General features: G+C 76.0%; 16 protein-coding genes. 10 read left to right on the forward strand and 6 right to left on the reverse strand.

The window, feature by feature from the left end; translation table 11 throughout:
* Positions 1–184: 184 nt before the first annotated feature.
* The gene (locus tag ABT093_RS06985) at positions 185–1,735 is read left to right on the forward strand and encodes an APC family permease (protein ID WP_350561235.1); all 1,551 of its coding nucleotides are present in this window, start codon (positions 185–187) and stop codon (positions 1,733–1,735) included.
* Between the two features lie 22 nt (positions 1,736–1,757).
* On the opposite strand, the gene ABT093_RS06990 is transcribed toward ABT093_RS06985, so the two are convergent.
* The 4 genes from ABT093_RS06990 to ABT093_RS07005 all read right to left on the reverse strand — a co-directional run bounded on the left by ABT093_RS06990 (position 1,758) and on the right by ABT093_RS07005 (position 5,088).
* On the reverse strand, positions 1,758–2,540 hold the full coding sequence (locus ABT093_RS06990) for a DUF2470 domain-containing protein (RefSeq protein WP_350561237.1): 783 nt from the start codon (positions 2,538–2,540) through the stop codon (positions 1,758–1,760).
* 151 nt (positions 2,541–2,691) lie between these two features.
* Positions 2,692–3,099 carry a RidA family protein gene (locus ABT093_RS06995; RefSeq protein WP_350561239.1) on the reverse strand — a complete coding sequence of 136 codons (408 nt, stop codon included), beginning with the start codon at positions 3,097–3,099 and terminating at the stop codon, positions 2,692–2,694.
* A gap of 58 nt (positions 3,100–3,157) precedes the next feature.
* Positions 3,158–3,910 carry an IclR family transcriptional regulator gene (locus ABT093_RS07000; RefSeq protein WP_350561241.1) on the reverse strand — a complete coding sequence of 251 codons (753 nt, stop codon included), beginning with the start codon at positions 3,908–3,910 and terminating at the stop codon, positions 3,158–3,160.
* Positions 3,907–5,088: a sugar kinase gene (locus tag ABT093_RS07005; protein ID WP_350561243.1), complete on the reverse strand. Its 1,182-nt coding sequence runs from the start codon at positions 5,086–5,088 to the stop codon at positions 3,907–3,909. The genes ABT093_RS07000 and ABT093_RS07005 overlap by 4 nt, the downstream gene beginning before the upstream one ends.
* 179 nt (positions 5,089–5,267) lie before the next feature.
* Between ABT093_RS07005 and ABT093_RS07010 the strand changes: the two genes are divergently transcribed.
* From ABT093_RS07010 to ABT093_RS07035, 6 genes are all read left to right on the forward strand, one after another.
* Positions 5,268–6,581, forward strand: a complete 1,314-nt coding sequence (locus tag ABT093_RS07010) for a type III PLP-dependent enzyme domain-containing protein (RefSeq protein ID WP_350561245.1) — start codon at positions 5,268–5,270, stop codon at positions 6,579–6,581.
* A complete protein-coding gene (locus ABT093_RS07015) occupies positions 6,581–8,248 on the forward strand; it encodes an N-acyl-D-amino-acid deacylase family protein (protein ID WP_350561247.1) in 1,668 nt (555 codons plus the stop codon). Before ABT093_RS07010 ends, ABT093_RS07015 begins: the two co-directional genes overlap by 1 nt.
* A gap of 72 nt (positions 8,249–8,320) precedes the next feature.
* Complete coding sequence (locus tag ABT093_RS07020) at positions 8,321–8,995, forward strand: bifunctional 4-hydroxy-2-oxoglutarate aldolase/2-dehydro-3-deoxy-phosphogluconate aldolase (RefSeq protein WP_350561250.1); 675 nt, start codon at positions 8,321–8,323, stop codon at positions 8,993–8,995.
* Between the two features lie 243 nt (positions 8,996–9,238).
* Positions 9,239–10,846, forward strand: a complete 1,608-nt coding sequence (locus ABT093_RS07025; RefSeq protein ID WP_350561252.1) for an alpha-amylase family glycosyl hydrolase — start codon at positions 9,239–9,241, stop codon at positions 10,844–10,846.
* Between the two features lie 140 nt (positions 10,847–10,986).
* Positions 10,987–12,060, forward strand: coding sequence for a hypothetical protein (locus ABT093_RS07030; RefSeq protein WP_350561254.1), 1,074 nt, complete (start codon positions 10,987–10,989; stop codon positions 12,058–12,060).
* Between the two features lie 139 nt (positions 12,061–12,199).
* The gene (locus ABT093_RS07035) at positions 12,200–13,180 is read left to right on the forward strand and encodes an SMP-30/gluconolactonase/LRE family protein (protein ID WP_350561256.1); all 981 of its coding nucleotides are present in this window, start codon (positions 12,200–12,202) and stop codon (positions 13,178–13,180) included.
* 33 nt (positions 13,181–13,213) lie between these two features.
* Here the strand turns inward: ABT093_RS07035 and ABT093_RS07040 are convergent, their stop codons facing one another.
* Entirely contained in the window at positions 13,214–13,948 is a 735-nt protein-coding gene (locus ABT093_RS07040) for a (2Fe-2S)-binding protein (RefSeq protein WP_350561258.1), read from the reverse strand.
* A 58-nt stretch (positions 13,949–14,006) separates the two neighbouring features.
* Positions 14,007–14,567 (reverse strand): hypothetical protein, encoded by a 561-nt coding sequence (locus ABT093_RS07045; protein WP_350561261.1) that lies wholly within the window; start codon positions 14,565–14,567, stop codon positions 14,007–14,009.
* A gap of 285 nt (positions 14,568–14,852) precedes the next feature.
* Between ABT093_RS07045 and ABT093_RS07050 the strand changes: the two genes are divergently transcribed.
* The 3 genes from ABT093_RS07050 (at position 14,853) to ABT093_RS07060 (ending at position 17,475) form a co-directional block, all read left to right on the forward strand.
* The gene (locus tag ABT093_RS07050) at positions 14,853–16,091 is read left to right on the forward strand and encodes a sensor histidine kinase (RefSeq protein ID WP_350561263.1); all 1,239 of its coding nucleotides are present in this window, start codon (positions 14,853–14,855) and stop codon (positions 16,089–16,091) included.
* Positions 16,092–16,335: 244 nt separating this feature from the next.
* Positions 16,336–16,725 (forward strand): hypothetical protein, encoded by a 390-nt coding sequence (locus tag ABT093_RS07055; protein ID WP_350561265.1) that lies wholly within the window; start codon positions 16,336–16,338, stop codon positions 16,723–16,725.
* Between the two features lie 66 nt (positions 16,726–16,791).
* Entirely contained in the window at positions 16,792–17,475 is a 684-nt protein-coding gene (locus ABT093_RS07060) for a response regulator (RefSeq protein WP_350561267.1), read from the forward strand.

Here is a 17,475-nt window from a genome sequence, read left to right on the forward strand (position 1 = left end):
GGCCGGCCGTCGCCGTTTCCGGTCGAACGGGACGACCGGGGCTTCGAACGGCGCGTCAACCCTGTGAGGGTGACGGCGGGTCACCTCTCGTTGCGGGCTCGCCCGCCGCGCCCCGATGCTGTCGGGCAGTCATCGTCCGACCGGTCCGGCGGGCGGCACAGCCACGGCGGGTGAAGGGGGCCGGATGGCCGACCAGAGCGGGCAGGCGGAGTCGCGCCCGGAGGTGGACCGGCTGAAGGCGGACTCGGTCGGCCTGCCGGGCGTGGTGTTCATGGCGGTCGCCACGGCGGCGCCGATCACCGCGATGACCGGCAACCTCCCGATCGTCATCGGCCAGGGCAACGGCGCCGGCGCGCCCGCCGCGTACGTCTTCGCGACCCTGGTGCTCACCGTCTTCTCGATCGGCTACGTGGCGATGGCCCGCCATCTCACCTCGGCCGGGGCGTTCTACGGCTACATCTCGCACGGGCTCGGCCGGGTCGTCGGGATGGCGTCGGGTCTGCTGGCGGTGCTCGCCTACATCGTCTTCGAGGCGGCGGTGATCGGCTTCTTCGCGTACGCGCTGCGCGGGCTGGTCGCCGCGCAGCTGGGGGTGGAGCCGCCCTGGGGCTGGTACGCGGCGCTCGGGCTGCTGGTGATCGGGGTGATGGCCTGGTTCGACCTGCACCTGACCGCGCGGGTGCTCGGGGTGGCGCTGGTGCTGGAGGTCGCCGTGCTGGGCGCCGTCTCGCTGGCCGTGCTGCTCACCGGCGGCGGGCCGGACGGGATCGTCGGGCGGGCGGTCGATCCGCTGAACGCCTTCCGCGGCGTGGACGGGGCCGGGTCGGCGGGCGCCGGGCTGGGGCTGTTCTTCGCGTTCTGCTCCTGGGTGGGCTTCGAGTCCACCGCGATGTACGGCGAGGAGTCCCGCGACCCGAAGCGGGTGGTGCCGAGGGCGACGCTGATCTCGGTGGTCGGGGTCGGGCTGTTCTACGTCCTCGTCTCCTGGATGATCGTCTCCGGCAACGGCGTGCGGCACGCGGTGGAGGTCGCCCAGGGCCTGGTGCCGGGCAAGGACGGCACCAGCCTGTTCTTCGACCCGCTCGGCGAGCACCTCGGCGGCTGGGCGGTCACGGTGTTCCAGTGGCTGGTGGTGAGCGGCTCCTTCGCCTGCGCGATGGCCTTCCACCAGTGCGCGGCCCGGTACCTGTACGCGATCGGGCGCGAGGGGTTCATCCACCCGGCACTCGGGCGCACCCATCCCAGGTACGGCTCGCCGCACGTCGCCTCGGTGGTGCAGTCGCTGATCGCGGTGGCGCTGGTGGCCGGATTCCTGGCGGCCGGGCTGGATCCGTACGTGCACCTGTACACGCTGATGGCGCTGCTCGGGACGATGGCGATCCTGATCGTGCAGACGCTCTGTTCCTTCGCGGTGGTCGGCTATTTCCACGTGCAGGGCCGGCACCCGGGGACCGGGCACTGGTTCCGGACGCTGGTCGCGCCGCTGGCCGGCGGGGTGGCGATGGCGGGGGTGGTGGCCCTGTTGGTGATCCACAAGGACGCCGCCGCCGGAGCGGCCGCCGGTACGCCGCTCTTCCGGCTGATCCCGTACCTGGTGATCGGGACCTTCCTGGGCGGGATCGGGCTGGCGCTGTGGATGCGCGCCCGCCGGCCGGAGCGGTACGCCCGGATGGGGCGGATCGTCCTGGAGGACGCGGTGGAGCGCTCCGACGAGGCCGCGCCGGTGGGGATATGACGACGCGCCGGCGGACGCCGCGTCACGGCCGGCGGGCCGGCAGCGCCTGTTCGGCGGCGGTCAGCAGCTGGTGCACCCGGTGGCCGAAGTCGTCGGCGTCGCGGGCCGGTTCGGGGAAGACCAGGCGGACGTCGCGGTGGCCGTGCGGGTGGTCCAGGCGGAGCACCAGGCCGTACCGGTCGAGGGCGAGCGGGCGCACGGCGGGGAGTCCGGCGAGCAGCGCCGGGTCGAGCAGGCGGGTGAGCACGGCGAGCGCGTCCGGGTGGTCGTCGGCCAGGTGGGTGAGCAGGCCGGCCTCGTAGCGGGCCAGCGGGTCGGGGCCGGCGGCCGCGAGGTCGGCGCCGGTGATCGCGCTGGTGCCGTACGGGGTGGAGAGCACGGCGTGGGCGACGTCCAGGCGGAGGTGGACGCTCAGGCCGTCGTCGGCGAGGTGGGCCAGGTGCAGCCGGCCGGCCAGGGTGAGGCGGCCGCGGACCCGGTCGCGCACGGCGACCGGGGCGATGTCGGTGAGGTCGAGCACGACGGCGAGGCCGTCCTGCTCGCGGGCGATGGCGACGGTGAGCGGGGCGTCGAGCGGGGCGCGCAGCCGCAGCCGGGAGCCGTGCACCGAGACGGGGGTGGAGAGTTCATGGTGCTCGCCGCAGGCGCGGAGGACCACCGAGGAGGCGGCGGTGAGCAGGCCGGCGATCCGCTCGGCGGCGCTCGGCTCGGGGACCTCGGCGGTGTCGGCCGGCCCGGGAATCCCGGCGGTCTCGCCGGTCTCGCCGGTCGGGGAAGTCTCGGCGTCGAGGGGGTGCGGGCTCATGGGTGCGGGACCTCCGGCGGGCTGCCTGCCTGATAGTTAGGTGAGCCTAACCTAATGAGTCGGGGGAGGGGAGGGCAAGGCGCCGCCGGGGGCGGATGACGCGCCAGGGCCCGGACACGAGGTCCGGGCCCTGGCGCGCTCGTCGCGGGGGTCAGCCGATGACGGCCTGGGCGTCGATCTCCACCAGCATCGGCTCCTGCGGCAGCTCGACGAAGATCGTGGTGCGGCAGGGCTTCACGCCGCCGGGCTCGATGTTCTCGTCGATGAACTCGGCGTAGACCTCGTTCATCAGCGGGAAGTCGGCGCGCTTGGTGAGGTACACGCGGAACATCACCACGTCCTCGATGGTGGCGCCGCCCGCCTCGACGATCGCCTTGACGTTCTCCAGCGTCCGGCGGGTCTGCGCCTTCACGTCGCCGTGGTACAGGTACTCGCCGGTGGCCGGGTCCTGCGGGCCCTGGCCGGAGACCTGCAGGATCGGGCCCTTGCGGACGCCCTGGGAGAACATCCAGGCCGGGGCGGGGGCGCCGTCGGTGCGGATCTCGGTCTTGTCGCTCATGCGGTTCGCTTCCTCGGTGGGGTGCGGTCGGGGATCGGGGGGACGGTCCGGGGCGGGGTCAGGGGTGGTGCGGGAGCTGGCCGCAGTCGGCGGAGACCGCCCGGGTGGTGGCGAGCAACTGCGGCAGCAGCTCCAGCACCTGCTCGTACGGGAGGACGACGTCGGGCACGGAGATCGAGGCGGCGGCGACCACCCGGCCGCTGGCGTCCCGGATCGGCGCGGCCACGCAGTTGATGAACGCCTCGTGCTCGGCGTGGTCCTGCGCCCAGCCCTGGGCGGCGACCTTCTCCAGCTCCGCGAGCAGCGCCTCGGGTGTGGCCAGGGTGCGCGGGGTGTGCGGCACGAAGTCGATGCCGGCCACCACCCGGCGGCGCTCCGGCGCGGGCAGGTCGGCGAGCAGCACCTTGGAGACGGCGGCGCTGTGCAGCGCGGCGCGCAGGCCGATCCGCGAGTACATCCGCACCGGGTGGCGGGAGTCGTACTTGTCGATGTAGACCACCTCGCCGCCCTCGTACGCGGCCAGGTGCACGGTCTGGCCGGTGGCGGCGTTCAGCTCGGCCAGGTGCGGGGCGGCGATCCGGCGCACCCCGCGCTGTTCCAGGGCCAGGCCGGAGAGGGCGAACAGGCCCGCGCCCAGGTGGTAGCGGTAGCCGGCGTCCCGGTAGACGAATCGTTCCTCTTCGAGGGACTGGAGCAGTCGCAGCACGGTCGTCTTGTGCACGCCGAGCACCTCGGCCAGCTGGTCCAGGGAACGCTCGCCCTCGCCGAGCTCGGCGAGGATGCGCAGGGCGCGGGTGACGGTCTGGCTCATGGTGCTCCAAGGGCCGGGGCGGTGGCCGGTGCGGACAGGACAGGGGACACGATGCCATCCGCCGACACCCGGGTGGCCGCCCAGTCCTCGGGCGCGGCGTCGAGCAGGGCCGCGACCACCTCGGCCGGGGGCAGCTCGGCCTGGTCGCCGTGGGCGGTCAGGGCGCAGGCCGCGCTCAGGTGGCCCAGCCGCAGCCGGCGCCGCTGGTCGAGGCCGCGGACGGTGCCGGCCAGGTAGCCGGCGGCGAAGGCGTCCCCCGCCCCGGTCGCCTCGACCACCTCGACGGCCAGCGCCGGTTCGGTGACGGCGCTGCCGTCCCGCTCGACCGCGGTGACCAGCCGGGCGGCGTCCTTGACCACCAGGGTGGCGGGGGAGGGGAAACGCCGGCGCAGCGCGTGCGGATCGCCGGTGCCGAAGGCGGTCTCCGCCTCGTCGGCGCCGAGCAGCAGCAGGTCGGCGGCGTCCAGCAGCGGCGGCAGCACCGAGGGGTCGCGCTCGCGCCAGAGCGCGGGGCGCCAGTTGAGGTCGAAGCTGACCAGTCGGCCGGGGCGGCGGTCGGCGAGCAGGGCGCGGAGCAGGGCGAGGCAGTCGTCGGAGAGGGCGGCGGTGATGCCGGACAGGTGCAGCAGCCGGGCCCCGGCCAGCAGCCGGGCGGCGGCCGGGTCGGTCAGCAGGGCGGGGGAGAGGGCGGCGGCGGCCGAGCCCCGTCGGTGGTAGTGCAGCCGGCTGCGGCCCGGGCCGAGGTCGTGGCGCTCGCCGGTGGCGCCGCCGACCTCCTTGAGGTACAGGCCGGTCGGGCGGTGCGGGTCGACGGCGACCGCGGAGACGTCCACCCCGCGGGCGGTCAGTTCGCCGAGCAGGCGGCGGCCGAAGCCGTCGTCGCCCACCCGGCTGATCCAGGCGCTCGGCACCCCCAGGGCGGTCAGCGCACCGGCCACGTTGGACTCCGCGCCGCCGACCGAGAGGCGGAAGCTCTCCACGGACTCCAGCGGCCCGGGCCGGTCCGGGAGGAGCACGGCCATCGACTCGCCCACGCAGACGGCCACCGGGGCGGCGGGCCGCGCGGGGTCGGCGGCGGCGGGTTCCGGGGCGGATGCCGGGCCGGGGGCGGACGGGGCGGCCGCCGGACGGCCGGGCGGTGGGGTGCCCGGGCTCACGGCGGCGTCCTGGCGTGGCATCTGCTGGGCTCCTCGGAGTGCTGCGGTCCGGCCGGGTGGGGGTGCTGCGGCGAGCCGGCCTGACCCGCGTACGGCGGGCGGCTGTCGTTGACCTTCGTCCGGCGCCGATGCTAGAACCGTGCTGCCAGCATGTGCAACCCTCATTGCGCATGTTGCAACATGGCAGATGGAGGAAGACGGTGGACCAGACCTTCGCAAGCAGCGGCACCGGCCCCGGCCTCGACACCCGAGCGGTGGCGGCGCTGGCCGAGGAGGTGCTCGACTGGCGGTTCAAAGCGCTGCCCCCGGCCGCCGCGGGCCTGACCGTCCGCCAGTACCTGGAAACCGGCCCCGCCCTCGCCGACCTCGGCACCCCGCTGCTCACCCTCGACGCGGGCGCCCTCGACCACAACCTGCGCACCATGGCCCGCTGGTGCGCCGACGCCGGCGTGGCGCTCGCCCCGCACGGCAAGACCACCATGGCGCCCGCGCTCTGGCAGGCCCAGCTGGCCGCCGGCAGCCACGGCATCACCCTCGCCAACCTGCCGCAGCTGCGGGTCGCCCGGGCCTTCGGCGTGCGGCGGGTGCTGCTCGCCAACTCCCTGCTGGACCCGGCCGGCCTGCGCTGGCTGGCGGGCGAACTGGCCGCCGACCCGGACTTCGCCTTCGTCTCCTGGGTGGACTCCGTGGAGAGCGTCCGGCTGATGGACGGGGCGCTGCGCGCGGCCGGCGCCGAGCGCCCGGTGGAGGTGCTGGTCGAACTCGGCGGCCCGGGCGGGCGCACCGGCGCGCGCGGCGTCGACGCGGCGGTCGGGATCGCGGACGCCGTCCGCGCCGCGCCGACCCTCCGGCTGGCCGGCATCGGCGGCTACGAGGGCGCGCTGGCCCACGACGCGAGCGAGGCCGGGCTGGCCGCCGTGCGCGGCTACCTGCGGTCGCTGGCCGAGCTGCACGGGCGGCTCGCCGGCCGCTACGCGGACGGGGCCGCGCCGCTGGTGACGGCCGGCGGCAGCGCCTACTTCGACCTGGTCGCCGAGGAGCTGGGCGCGCTGCCGGAGGCGTTCGTGGTGCTCCGCTCGGGCGCGTACATCGCGCACGACGACGGCTTTTACCGGGGGATCTCGCCACTGGCGCGCGGGGCCGCCGGTGCCTCCGGCGGCGGGGCGCTGCGGGCCGCGCTGCACGGCTGGGCCCGGGTGGTATCCCGGCCGGAGCCGCAGCTGGCCCTGCTGGACGCGGGCAAGCGCGACCTGCCGTTCGACGAGGGCCTGCCGGAGCCGCAGGCGGTGCGGGGCGGCGCCGAGCTGACGGGCACGGCGGCGCGGATCACCGCGCTCAACGACCAGCACGCCTTCCTGCGCGACGCGGGCGACCTCGCCCCGGTCGGCGCGGTGCTGCGGCTCGGGGTCTCGCACCCGTGCACGGCCTTCGACAAGTGGGCGCTGATCCCCGTGCTGGACGACGCCTCGGCGGCGGAGCCGAAGGTCACCGGGCTGGTCAGGACGTTCTTCTGATGGGCGGGGCACCGGGCGACGGCCGTGGCGCGGTCCCCCGTGGCACGACCGTCCGGGGCACGGTCTTCCGGGGCGCCACCGTCGTCGACGGCACGGGCGCCGGGCGGTACCGGGCGGACGTCCGGATCGCCGACGGGGTGATCGTCGAGGTCGCCGACCCCGGCACCGCGGCGGGCGGCGCGGCGCGCACGGTGGACGCGGACGGGCTGGTGCTGGCCCCCGGGTTCATCGACATGCACGCCCACTCCGACCTCGCCCTGCTGCGCGAACCCGAGCACCCGGCCAAGGTCACCCAGGGCGTCACCTGCGAGGTCCTCGGCCAGGACGGCCTGTCCTACGCGCCGGTCGACGACACCACGCTGCCCGCGCTGCGCCGCCAGATCGCCGGCTGGAACGGCGACCCGGAGGGTTTCGACTGGGACTGGCGGACCGTCGGCGGCTACCTGGACCGGCTGGACCGCACCGGTCCCGCCGTCAACGCCTGCTACCTGGTGCCGCACGGCTCGCTGCGGATGCTCGCGGTGGGCTGGGAGAACCGGGCCCCGAGCGCGGCCGAACTCGACCGGATGCGCGAGCTGTTGGCGCAGGGCCTGGCCGAGGGCGCGGTCGGCATGTCCAGCGGTCTGACGTACACCCCCGGGATGTACGCCGGTACCGAGGAACTGGTCGAGCTCTGCCGGGTCGTCGCCGGATACGGCGGCTTCCACGCGCCGCACCAGCGCTCCTACGGCGCGGGCGCGCTGGAGGGGTACGCGGAGATGGTCGAGATCGCCCGGCGGTCCGGCTGCCCGCTCCACCTCACCCACGCCACGATGAACTTCGGCGTCAACGAGGGCCGGGCCGGCGAGCTGCTGGACCTGGTCGACCGGGCGCTCGCCGACGGGGTGGACCTCACCCTGGACAGCTACCCCTACCTGCCCGGATCCACCACCCTGGCGGCGCTGCTGCCCAGTTGGGCCACCGAGGGCGGCCCGGAGGCCACCCTGACCCGGCTCGGCGACCCGGCGGCGCGCGAGCGGATCCGCTACGAGGTGGAGGAGAAGGGCAGCGACGGCTGCCACGGAGTGGTCACCGACTGGGCGACCATCCAGCTCTCCGGTGTCGGCGCCCCGGAACTCGCCGGCGCGGTCGGCCGCACCGTCGCCGAACTCGCCGCCGAGCAGGGCCGCAGCGGCACCGAGGTCTTCCTCGACCTGCTGCTGCGGGACGGGCTGGCGACCACCATCCTCCAGCACGTCGGCCACGAGGAGAACGTCCGGGCGATCATGCGCCACCGCGCGCACACCGTCGGCAGCGACGGGCTGCTGGTCGGCGCCCGGCCGCACCCGCGCGCCTGGGGCACCTTCCCGCGCTACCTGGCCCGCTACGTCCGGGAGTCGGGCGTGCTGACGCTGGAGGAGGCGGTCGCCCGGATGACCGGGCGGCCGGCCGCCCGGCTGCGGCTGCACCGGCGCGGGCGGATCGCCGCCGGGTACCACGCCGACCTCGTCCTGTTCGACCCCGAACGCGTCCGGGACACCGCCACCTTCGAGCAGCCCAGGCGGCCCGCGGCGGGCATCGAGCACGTCTACGTGAACGGCACCGCCGTCGTCGAGGGGGGCCGCGCCACGGGCGCGCGCCCCGGGCGGGCGCTGCGCCGGACCGGGCGGGGGGCGGAGGCCGTGTGAGGTCCGGGCCCATGACGTCGAGTGCTCCGTGAATCCCAGTGAATGGATGGAAGCCCTGTGAAAGCCAATCCCGTGAACCCGAACCCGAGCCCGGTCGGCCGGAAGACCTCCGCCGAGGCCATGGTGGCGGCGGCCCGCGGCGCGCTCGCCGCCGAACCGGTGATCGCGGTCGTCCGCGCCCCGCGGATACCGGACGCCGCCGCGCTCTGCGCCGCGCTCGCGGAAGGGGGCATCACCTGGACCGAATTCACCTTCACCACACCGGATGTGACGGATCATCTGCGCGAGGCGGCGCAGGCCGGCCACCGGGTCGGGGTGGGCACGGTGCTCACCGCCGAGCAGGCCGAGAGCGGGCTCGCCGTCGGCGCGTCGTTCCTGGTCACCCCCGGGCTGCGGCCCGAGGTGGCGGACGTCGCGCACGCGGCCCGGGTCCCGGTGGTGCTCGGCGCGCTGACCGCGACCGAGGTGGCCCAGGCGGTGGACCTCGGCGCCGCCGCCGTGAAGATCTTCCCCGCCCGGGCCTTCGGCCCCGGCTACTTCAAGGACCTGCGCGGACCGTACCCGGACGTCCCGCTGGTCGCCTCCGGCGGCGTCAACGCGGGCAACGCGGCGGAGTTCCTGGCGCAGGGCGCGCTGGCGGTCTGCGCCGGGACGGACGTGGTGGCGCCGGAGGTGGTCGCGGCCGGGGACTGGGCCGAGATCACCCGGCGGGCGCGGGCGTTCACCGAAGCCTGCGCGGCGCGGTAGCGGGCGGTCGCGCGGGTCGTGGCGCGGTCGGGCGGCCGGGAGCGGTGGCCGTCCGACCGGCCGGGAGCGCGCGGTGGGTGGGCGCGCGCGGGAGCGGAAGGGGCTCGGGACGGCGCGCGCCCCGGCCCGGCGCTGCTTCCGGGAACCGCGCGACGGTCCAGGAGTGGCCGGGCCGGACTGTTGGGGCGGCCGGGATTCGACGAGAATCGGTAGCCCCCCGGCACCCGGCAGGAGGATCCACCCATGACCTCGACCCGCCCAGGCCCCGACTGGCTGACCGACGCCGTGCTCTACCAGATCTACCCCCAGTCCTTCGCCGACTCCGACGGCGACGGCATCGGCGACTTCGCGGGCATCACCGAGCACCTCGACCACCTCGCCTGGCTGGGCGTGGACACGGTCTGGCTGAACCCGTGCTTCGACTCGCCGTTCCGCGACGCGGGGTACGACGTCACCGACTACTTCGCCCCCGCCCCGCGCTACGGCACCGCCGACGACCTCGCCGCCCTCGTCGGGGCGGCGCGCCGCAGGGGCATCCGGATCCTGCTGGACCTGGTCGCCGGCCACACCTCCGACCAGCACCCCTGGTTCCGGACGTCGGCGCAGGACCCGTCGGACCACCGTTACATCTGGTCCGAGCGGCCGGTGGAGGGCTTCGTCGCCTCCCCGGGCAGCCGGGCCGGCTGGTACCGGCCGAACTTCTTCGACTGCCAGCCGGCGCTCAACTTCGGCTACGCGCGGGAGGACCCGCGGGAGCCCTGGCGCCAGCCGGTGGACGCCGAGGGCCCGCGGGCCAACCGCGCCGCGCTGCGCGCGATCATGGCCCACTGGCTCGGCCTCGGTGTGGCGGGCTTCCGGGTCGACATGGCGTCCTCGCTGGTCAAGGACGACCCCGGCTTCGTCGAGACCGGCAAGCTCTGGACCGAACTGCGCGACTGGCTCGACCGCGACCACCCGCAGGCCGCGCTGTTCGCCGAGTGGGGCGACCCGGCCGCCGCCGTCGCCGCCGGCTTCCACGCCGACTTCTTCCTCCAGTTCGGCGGCGGGGACGGCCTGCCGCTGCGCTCGCTGTGGAACAACAACGCGGGGACGGTGAAGGAGTACTGGCAGCAGGGCCCGTGCTACTTCGAGGCCGAGGGGCGCGGCACCCCGCAGGTGTTCCTGGACGCCTGGCGCTCGGCGGCCGAACTGACCGAGGGCGCCGGGCACATCGCCCTCCCCACCGCCAACCACGACTTCTCGCGGCTGGCCACCGGGCCGCGCACCGCCGACCAGCTCGCCCCGGCGTTCGCGCTGCTGCTCACCTGGCCGACCCTGCCGGCGGTCTACTACGGCGACGAGATCGGCATGCGCTTCGTGCCGGACCTGCCGGACACCGAGGGCAGCGCGCTCGGCGCGACGTACAACCGGGCAGGCTCGCGCACCCCGATGCAGTGGGCGCCCGGAGTGAACGCGGGCTTCTCCGCCGCGCCCGCCGACCGGCTCTACCTGCCGGTCGACCCGGACCCGCACCGGCCGGACGTCGCCACCCAGCGGGCCGACCCGACCTCGCTGCTGCACACCGTGCGGCGGCTGATCGCGCTGCGCCGGGCGCACCCGGGCCTGGGCACGCGGGCCTCGGTGGAGGTGCGGCACGCCGGGTACCCGCTCGTCTACACCCGGGCCGGACGCTACCTGGTGGCGGTCAACCCGCGGCGGGAGCCGGCGGTCGTCCCGGCGGAGGCGGCGTTCGGCGGGGCCGACGGGGCACGTCGGACCGCGCGGCCGCTGGACGTCCAGGGGGTGACGATCGGCGCCGCGGGCGAACTGCGGGCGGAAGGGTTCTCGTACGGGGTCTTCGAGCTGGGGTGACGCCGTAGCGGGCGAGGACGGATCGGCGGGGGCGGACTTCGGTCCGTCCCCGCAGTGGTTGTAGACTGCATCCAGATAGTTGCATTTACCACCCAATGATCCACGCAGTGATCTTCCCGTCGGAGGATGGACCGAATCCCATGAGCACATCCCGGACCACCACCGCGGCGCCCGCCCCTGGGCACGCGCTCAAGCACCTGGCACTCCACCTGCTCACCCCGCTGCTGATGTGCCTCGGCATGGCGCTCGCCTACCAGGGCGCCTTCCACCAGCCCGGGCCGCACCACCTGAAGGTCGCCGTCGTCGGCACCACCCCACAGGCGCGGGAGCTGGCCGGAGCCGTGCGGGGCGCGGCGGGCGACGCGCTGGACGTCGCGACGCTGCCCGACCGGGCGGCCGCCGAGCGGCAGCTGCTGGACCGTGAGCTGGTCGGGGCCTTCGTGCCGGACGCGGACCGCCCGGAGCTGCTGGTGGCCAAGGCGAACTCGGACACCTCGGCGATGGCGGCCGAGAAGGTGTTCCAGCGCGTCGCCGGACAGCAGGGCGCGCCGCTGGCCGTCACCGATCTCACCACCCCGAGCCAGGGCGACCCGACCGGCCAGGGGCTGTTCTTCCTGCTGGTCGCGCTCAGCATCGGCTCCTACGGCAGCGTCGCGGTGATCGGCGCGGCCGGGGCGGCGCTGAGCATGCGGATCCGGGTGCTCGTCGGCCTCGGCGTCTCGCTCGTGGTGAGCGTGATCGGGATCGTCACCGCCGGGCCGGTCTTCCACGTGGTGGACCACGACCTGGCCGGGGTCTGGGCGCTCGGCTGGCTGTACGCGGCCGGGGTGATCGGCATCGGCATCGGCCTGCACGGCTTCCTCAAGCGGTGGACCACGCTGGTCATGATGGTGCTGTTCGTGATGCTGAACTTCACCAGCTCGGGCGGTGTCTACCGGCCGGACCTGCAGAACGGGTTCTTCGGCGGGCTGCACTCCTTCTGGACCGGCGCCGGCTTCCTGGAGGGCGCGCGCAGCCTGCTGTACTTCGACGGCGGCGCCGGGTTCGCCGGGAACGTGCTGGTGCTGGTGCTCTGGCTGGCGGCCGCGGGGGCGCTGGTGACCGCCGCGGCGCTGTACGAGAGGCGCGGCCTGGCCGGGGCCGGGGGTGCCCTCGGGTCCCGGGACGAGCCGGGGGCGGAGGAGGAGATGGAGGAGTCGGCGGTCGCGGTCTGACCGTCCGTCCGGACGGCGCGCGGCCGGCCGGGGGATCCTCGCGGCGGCACGGCCCGGCGGCGCCGGAGCGGCCGGGTGCGGCGTGCTCTGCTGACGCCAGGCCGCTGCCCGGCCGTCCGTCCTCCCGAGGAGTACCGCCGTGCCCCGACCGTTCCACCGATCCGCCCGCCCGGCCCGCGCCGCCCTGCTCTCCGCGGCGCCGGCCGCCGCCCTCGCGCTGGCGCTGCTGGCCGCCACCCCGGCCGTGGCCGTGGCGCCACCGCTCTCCGACCCGCGGATCGTCGCCCACTTCGACATCGCCGAGCACCTCCAGCCCGAGAACATCGCCCTGGAGCCCGACGGCTCGGTGGACCTCACCTTCTCCCTGGCCCGCCAGGTCGGCCGGGTCGGCCCGGACGGCCGGCTCACCGTCCTGGCCACCCTGCCCGCGCCCGAGCACCCGGCCACCCCCATGCTCGGCGCGGCCGTCGTCTCCGGTCTGGCCCGCGGCCACGACGGCACGCTGTACTTCACCTACGCCACCGGCACCGAGGACCTCACCGGCCTCTGGCGGCTCTGCCCCGGCGGCGAGCCCGAGCGGATCGCCGCGTTCCCCGTGGACGGCCTGCCCAACGGCCTCGCGCTGGACGAGCACGCGGGCGTGCTCTACTCCGCCGACTCGGTGCTCGGCCTGGTCCGGGCCGTTCCGCTGGACGGCGGGGCCCCGGAGGTCTGGTCCGACGACGCCCTGCTCAAGCCGGTCACCGCCTTCGGCGCCAACGGACTCAAGGTGCACCACGGCGCCGTGTGGGTCGGCAACACCGACACCGGCTCCCTGCTGCGCATCCCGGTCGGCCCGGACGGCACCGCCGGCCCGGTGGAGGTCCGCGCCACGGGCCTCGACGGGTTCGACGACTTCGCCTTCGTCGGCGCCGGGGACGACGTGCTCGCGACGCTCAACCCCTCCAGCGAGGTCGTGCACCTCGCCTCGGACGGCACCCGTCACACGGTCCTCGATGCGGCGGACGGCCTCTCCAACCCCACCTCGGTCGCGATCGGCGGCGACACCGTGTACGTGCCGAGCGCCGCATTCTTCACCCTGGCGGACCCGAACCTGCTGGCCGCGACGCTGGAGCGGTAGCGCGGACGGCCCGGCGGCGCCGGTGCGCCCCGGTCAGCGGCGGCCCGGCGGGCGGGTGAAGCAGCAGTCGCCGCAGACACCCGCGCCCGGGCCGACCCGGTAGTACAGGCAGCAGCTGGTGCGCCGGAACGCGGGGCCGGCCGGCGCCCCGGCGAACGCGCCGGTCCCGGCCAGTGGTGGGCGGCCGAGCACCTCGGCGACGAGCGCACGGGCCGGGGTGCGGCCCGCCCCGTACGCGGGGTGGGCCTCCAGCACGCGCAGCGCGCCCGCCAGCGCGGAGGCGGTGTTGCCCCGCAGCAGCCCCTCGGCGAGCGGGACCGTGCCCCGGACGGCCGCCGCCAGCTCCGCCAGCTGCCCCTCGACGACGGTCCGCCGGAAGCGGTCGGCGAGCGCAGCCCGGTCCGTCGACCCGGACCGGTACGGCACCCAGAGATCGATCGGCCCCTGCTCGGGGACCCGGACCCAGGCCCGGTCGGGGGTCAGGTCGGGCACCTCGCCGAGCAGGGCGGCCGCGCCGAGTCCCACCGAACAGAACCTGGCCGCCAGGCCGAGGTGCAGGGTCGAGGCGGCGACCCGGGCCTCGGTGGTGCCCAGCCGCCGGGCCACCTCCTGCACCCGGCCCGCCAACAGCCCGTCCGGGCCCGGGGCGTAGAGATCCCGGAGCGGTCGGTGGCCCGGCGGCGGCCCCTGGCCGGGCGTGCCGGCGGCGTCCAGGGCGAAGTACGGGCCGAGGGCGGCGAGCCGGCCGTAGTCGGGCGCTTCGCTCATCGGACCGGTCCTCCGGGGTGTGGGGCGGCGGGTGCGCGGACCGGCGGGCGGTGGGGCGTCAGCCCCGGACGGTGAAGCTGCTGGTGTCGGTCCGGAGGAACGGTACCGTGCCCTGGCAGTCCGAGACGGGTGTCCCGAACGCGCCCCAGAGCCAGCCCAGGCGGTCGTTGCGCCCCTCGTCCTGGACGGTGAGCGAGACCTTCGAGCCCAGGAACGGCACGTCCGGGAACCACGGGACGGTGCCACTGGTGATCACACCGGTGGCGATCGCGGTCCGTCCGCCCACGGCGAGGCAGGTGAGGTCGCCCTCGAAGTCGGCGACGAGCGCGCCGTCGGGGCGGTGGTGGGTGACGTGGAAGTGGCCCCGGGCGTGGCCGGGGGCGTTGTTGAGGTCCGTCCGGGCGTCGATCTCGAAGTGGACGGCATCGCCCTCCATGCCGCGGAAGTCCTTGGTGAGGGTGGCTCCGCCGCTGCCCCGCAGCCGGGCGGAGGAGGAGGCCGCGCCGGAGCCCTCCGCGGCGGAGGCGGGTGCCGCGGCGGCGACCGTCGCGAGCAGGCAGAGCGCGGTGGCGGAGGCGGCGCGGGCGGCGCGGGCGGTGGTGGTCGGGCGGAAGCGCATCGGGTCGGTCCTCTCCTGGGCCGGAGGTGGAGCGGGGAGGGCGGTTCGTTCCGCCCGTTCGGTCACGCACCACCGTGCCCGCCCGCCGGCCGTCACACCTCCCGCTGTGGTGGGGGCTTGCCCCTGCCCGGGGAGGATTTCCGCCTCCCCCCCCGGGGGGTGGCCCGCGTCAGCGTGGCCGGGGGAGCGGAGCATAGGCTCGGACGCATGCCTGCCGAATCCTCGGCGGACCGGTCCCCGGGCCGGTCCGCCAGCGCATCCCCCGTTCACGGCATCCGCGTTGCCGTGAGCGAGCGGGGTGGTCCGGCCGGCCGGTTCGCCGGGCTGCGGCGGCCGGCGGCGCCGGTGGCGGCGCTGTTCGCGCTCCTGCCCGTCGTGCTGGCGCACCCGGGGCAGCGCGGGGCCGCGCTGCTCCTGGCGGTGACGGCTGCCGTGGCGGCGCTGGTGGCGGCGGCGCCGTGGCCGTCGCGGCGGGTGACGCTCGCGGGGGCGGCGGGCGGGGTGGCGGCACTCTCGCTGCTGCTCGACCTCGGCTACCCGGGCCCGTACCGGTTGCCCGCGTTCTGGCTGCCGTTCGAGTGGACGGCGCTGCTGGTGCTGGCGGGGCGGGTGGCCCGGCGTTCCCGGGGCCGGTGGGCGGTCGCGGCGGGCGTGCTGACGGTCGCGGCGGTCCTGGCCGTACCGCTGCGCTGGATCCTCCGGAGCCCGCAGGGTGGCTGGTCCGGCGCGGTGGCCGTCCTGCTGCTCTCGCTGCTGCCGCTGACCGTGGTGGTCGGGGTGGCCCTCTACCTGCGGGTGCAGGACGTGCGGCGCGAGCGGGCGGTCGACCGGGCCCGGCGCGAGCAGCGGCTGGAGGTGGCGCGCGGGCTGCACGACTTCGTCGCGCACGAGGTCACCGGCATCGTGCTGGAGGCGCAGGCCGGGCAACTGCCGGGCCAGACGCCGGAGGAGACGGCCGCGCTGCTGCGGCGGCTGGAGGAGTCCGGGCTGCGCGCGCTGGACTCGATGGACGCGATGGTCGGCGCGCTGCGGGAGCCGCGCGAGGACGGGGGAGAGTCGCGCTCCCCGGTGGCGGCGGCCGGTGCCACCCGGGTGTACGGGCTGGCGGACCTGCCGGAGCTGGTGGAACGGTTCGGCGGGACCGGGCCGGTCCGGGCCCGGCTGGAGGCGGCACCGGAGGCCGCGGGCCTGCTCTCCGGGGAGGCGGAGGCCGCCGCGTACGCGGCGGTGCTGGAGGCGCTCACCAATGTGCGGCGGCACGCGCCCGGCGCCGCCGAGGCGGTGGTGCGGGTGGAGGTGCGGACGGGTGGCGACGGGGGCGCGGTGCGCGGGGTGGTCGTGTCGGTGAGCGACGACGGCGGGAGCCGGTCGGGCGTCAGGGGGCTGCTCCGGCGCCGACCGGGCAGCGGCGGCACCGGGCTGGTGGCGCTCGCCGAACGGCTCGCCGCGCACGGCGGCACGCTGGAGGCGGGGCCGCTGCGGCCGTCGGGGTGGCGGACCGGTTGCGAACTGCCCGTTCGGTAGGGGCGGGACCGTGGACGGGCGTCGAAGATCTGCCGATCGGCAGATGGCGGCGGCGCGGCGGGAGGCGATGCTCGTGGGCGTGACCGACGTGCCCGTCGAAGGAGGAGCCGCCATGGCCGCTGTACCTGTCGTTCCCGCCGTTTCCGCCGTACCCGCCGCTTCCGTCGCTTCCGCGGGGGCTTCCGGGTCGGCCCCGGGCCGTCGGGGCCGTCGGGGGCGGGGCGGGCGGCGGCCGGGGCGGCCCGTGAGCCGGGTGCCCGTCGTGGGCGCGGCCCTGGCGCTGGCCGTGCTGCTGGCCGCCGTCGCCGGCTGCGCCAGGGCCGGGGACGCCGAGCCCGAGTCGACGGTCTTCGGCTTCGGCGGCAGCACCCTGAACGTCGTGGCGCGGCATCACGTCCCGACCGACCTCGTCGCGACGGACCGTCAGGACGTCAAGGTCACCCGCTGGTTCAAGGCGGACGGGATCGGCACGGAGCGGACCAGCTGGTCCCTGGAGGGGGACACGCTCACCCTGGTGGCGAGTTGCTCCGGAATCGCCAACTGCGACGCGCGGTTCCGCGTCGAAGTCCCGCCGCACGTCACGGTGTTGCGCGACGGCCGGGCGACCGACCTCAAGGGCGCCGGGAGCGCCTGAGTCCGGGAGCGCGTGCGGGGGCCCTGCGCCACGGCCCCACGGCGGGGCCGTGCGAGACTGCCGTGCGTGACGAGTCCTCACCCGGAGCCCATCCGCACGCTGATCGCCGACGACCAGGAGGCCGTGCGCCGCGGCGTGCGGCGGATCCTGGAGGCCCAGCCCGACATCACCGTCGTCGGCGAGGCGGCCGACGGGCTCGCCGCGCTCGAACTCGCGGCCCAACTGCGCCCGGACGTCGCGCTGGTGGACATCCGGATGCCCCGGATGGACGGTCTGGAGCTGACCAGGCGGCTGGCCGCACCCGGGGCGGTGACGCCGGTGCGGGTGGTGGTGCTGACCACCTTCGACCTCGACGAGTACGTCTACCCGGCCCTGCGGCACGGGGCCTCCGGGTTCCTGCTGAAACGGTCCGGCCCGGCGCTGCTGGCCGAGGCGGTCCGGGCGGCGGCGGGCGGGGAGAGCCTGATCAGTCCGTCGGTCACCGTGCGGCTGCTGCAGCACGTCACCGCGCCCCGGCGGGTGGACCGCCGCTCGGCCCCGGCGGCGCCGCTGACCGAACGCGAGGTGGAGATCGCCGGCCAGGTCGCGGCCGGGCGGACCAACGCGGACATCGCCGCCGAGCTGTTCATCTCCCCGGGCACGGTCAAGACGCATGTGGCGAGCATCCAGCGCAAGCTCGGGGTGCAGAACCGGGTCGGCATCGCCGTGCACGCCTGGGAGATGGGGTACGCGGTGCCCTCCGCGCCGTGA

This window comes from Kitasatospora sp. NPDC002551 (genome assembly GCF_040296005.1).
GTDB lineage: Bacteria > Actinomycetota > Actinomycetes > Streptomycetales > Streptomycetaceae > Kitasatospora.

Coding starts and splice junctions, on each gene's coding strand:
- ABT093_RS06985 (WP_350561235.1), top strand. CDS start 185: ATGGCCGACCAGAGCGGGCAGGCGGAGTCGCGCCCGGAGGTGGACCGG.
- ABT093_RS06990 (WP_350561237.1), bottom strand. CDS start 2,540: ATGAGCCCGCACCCCCTCGACGCCGAGACTTCCCCGACCGGCGAGACC.
- ABT093_RS06995 (WP_350561239.1), bottom strand. CDS start 3,099: ATGAGCGACAAGACCGAGATCCGCACCGACGGCGCCCCCGCCCCGGCC.
- ABT093_RS07000 (WP_350561241.1), bottom strand. CDS start 3,910: ATGAGCCAGACCGTCACCCGCGCCCTGCGCATCCTCGCCGAGCTCGGC.
- ABT093_RS07005 (WP_350561243.1), bottom strand. CDS start 5,088: ATGCCACGCCAGGACGCCGCCGTGAGCCCGGGCACCCCACCGCCCGGC.
- ABT093_RS07015 (WP_350561247.1), top strand. CDS start 6,581: ATGGGCGGGGCACCGGGCGACGGCCGTGGCGCGGTCCCCCGTGGCACG.
- ABT093_RS07025 (WP_350561252.1), top strand. CDS start 9,239: ATGACCTCGACCCGCCCAGGCCCCGACTGGCTGACCGACGCCGTGCTC.
- ABT093_RS07030 (WP_350561254.1), top strand. CDS start 10,987: ATGAGCACATCCCGGACCACCACCGCGGCGCCCGCCCCTGGGCACGCG.
- ABT093_RS07040 (WP_350561258.1), bottom strand. CDS start 13,948: ATGAGCGAAGCGCCCGACTACGGCCGGCTCGCCGCCCTCGGCCCGTAC.
- ABT093_RS07045 (WP_350561261.1), bottom strand. CDS start 14,567: ATGCGCTTCCGCCCGACCACCACCGCCCGCGCCGCCCGCGCCGCCTCC.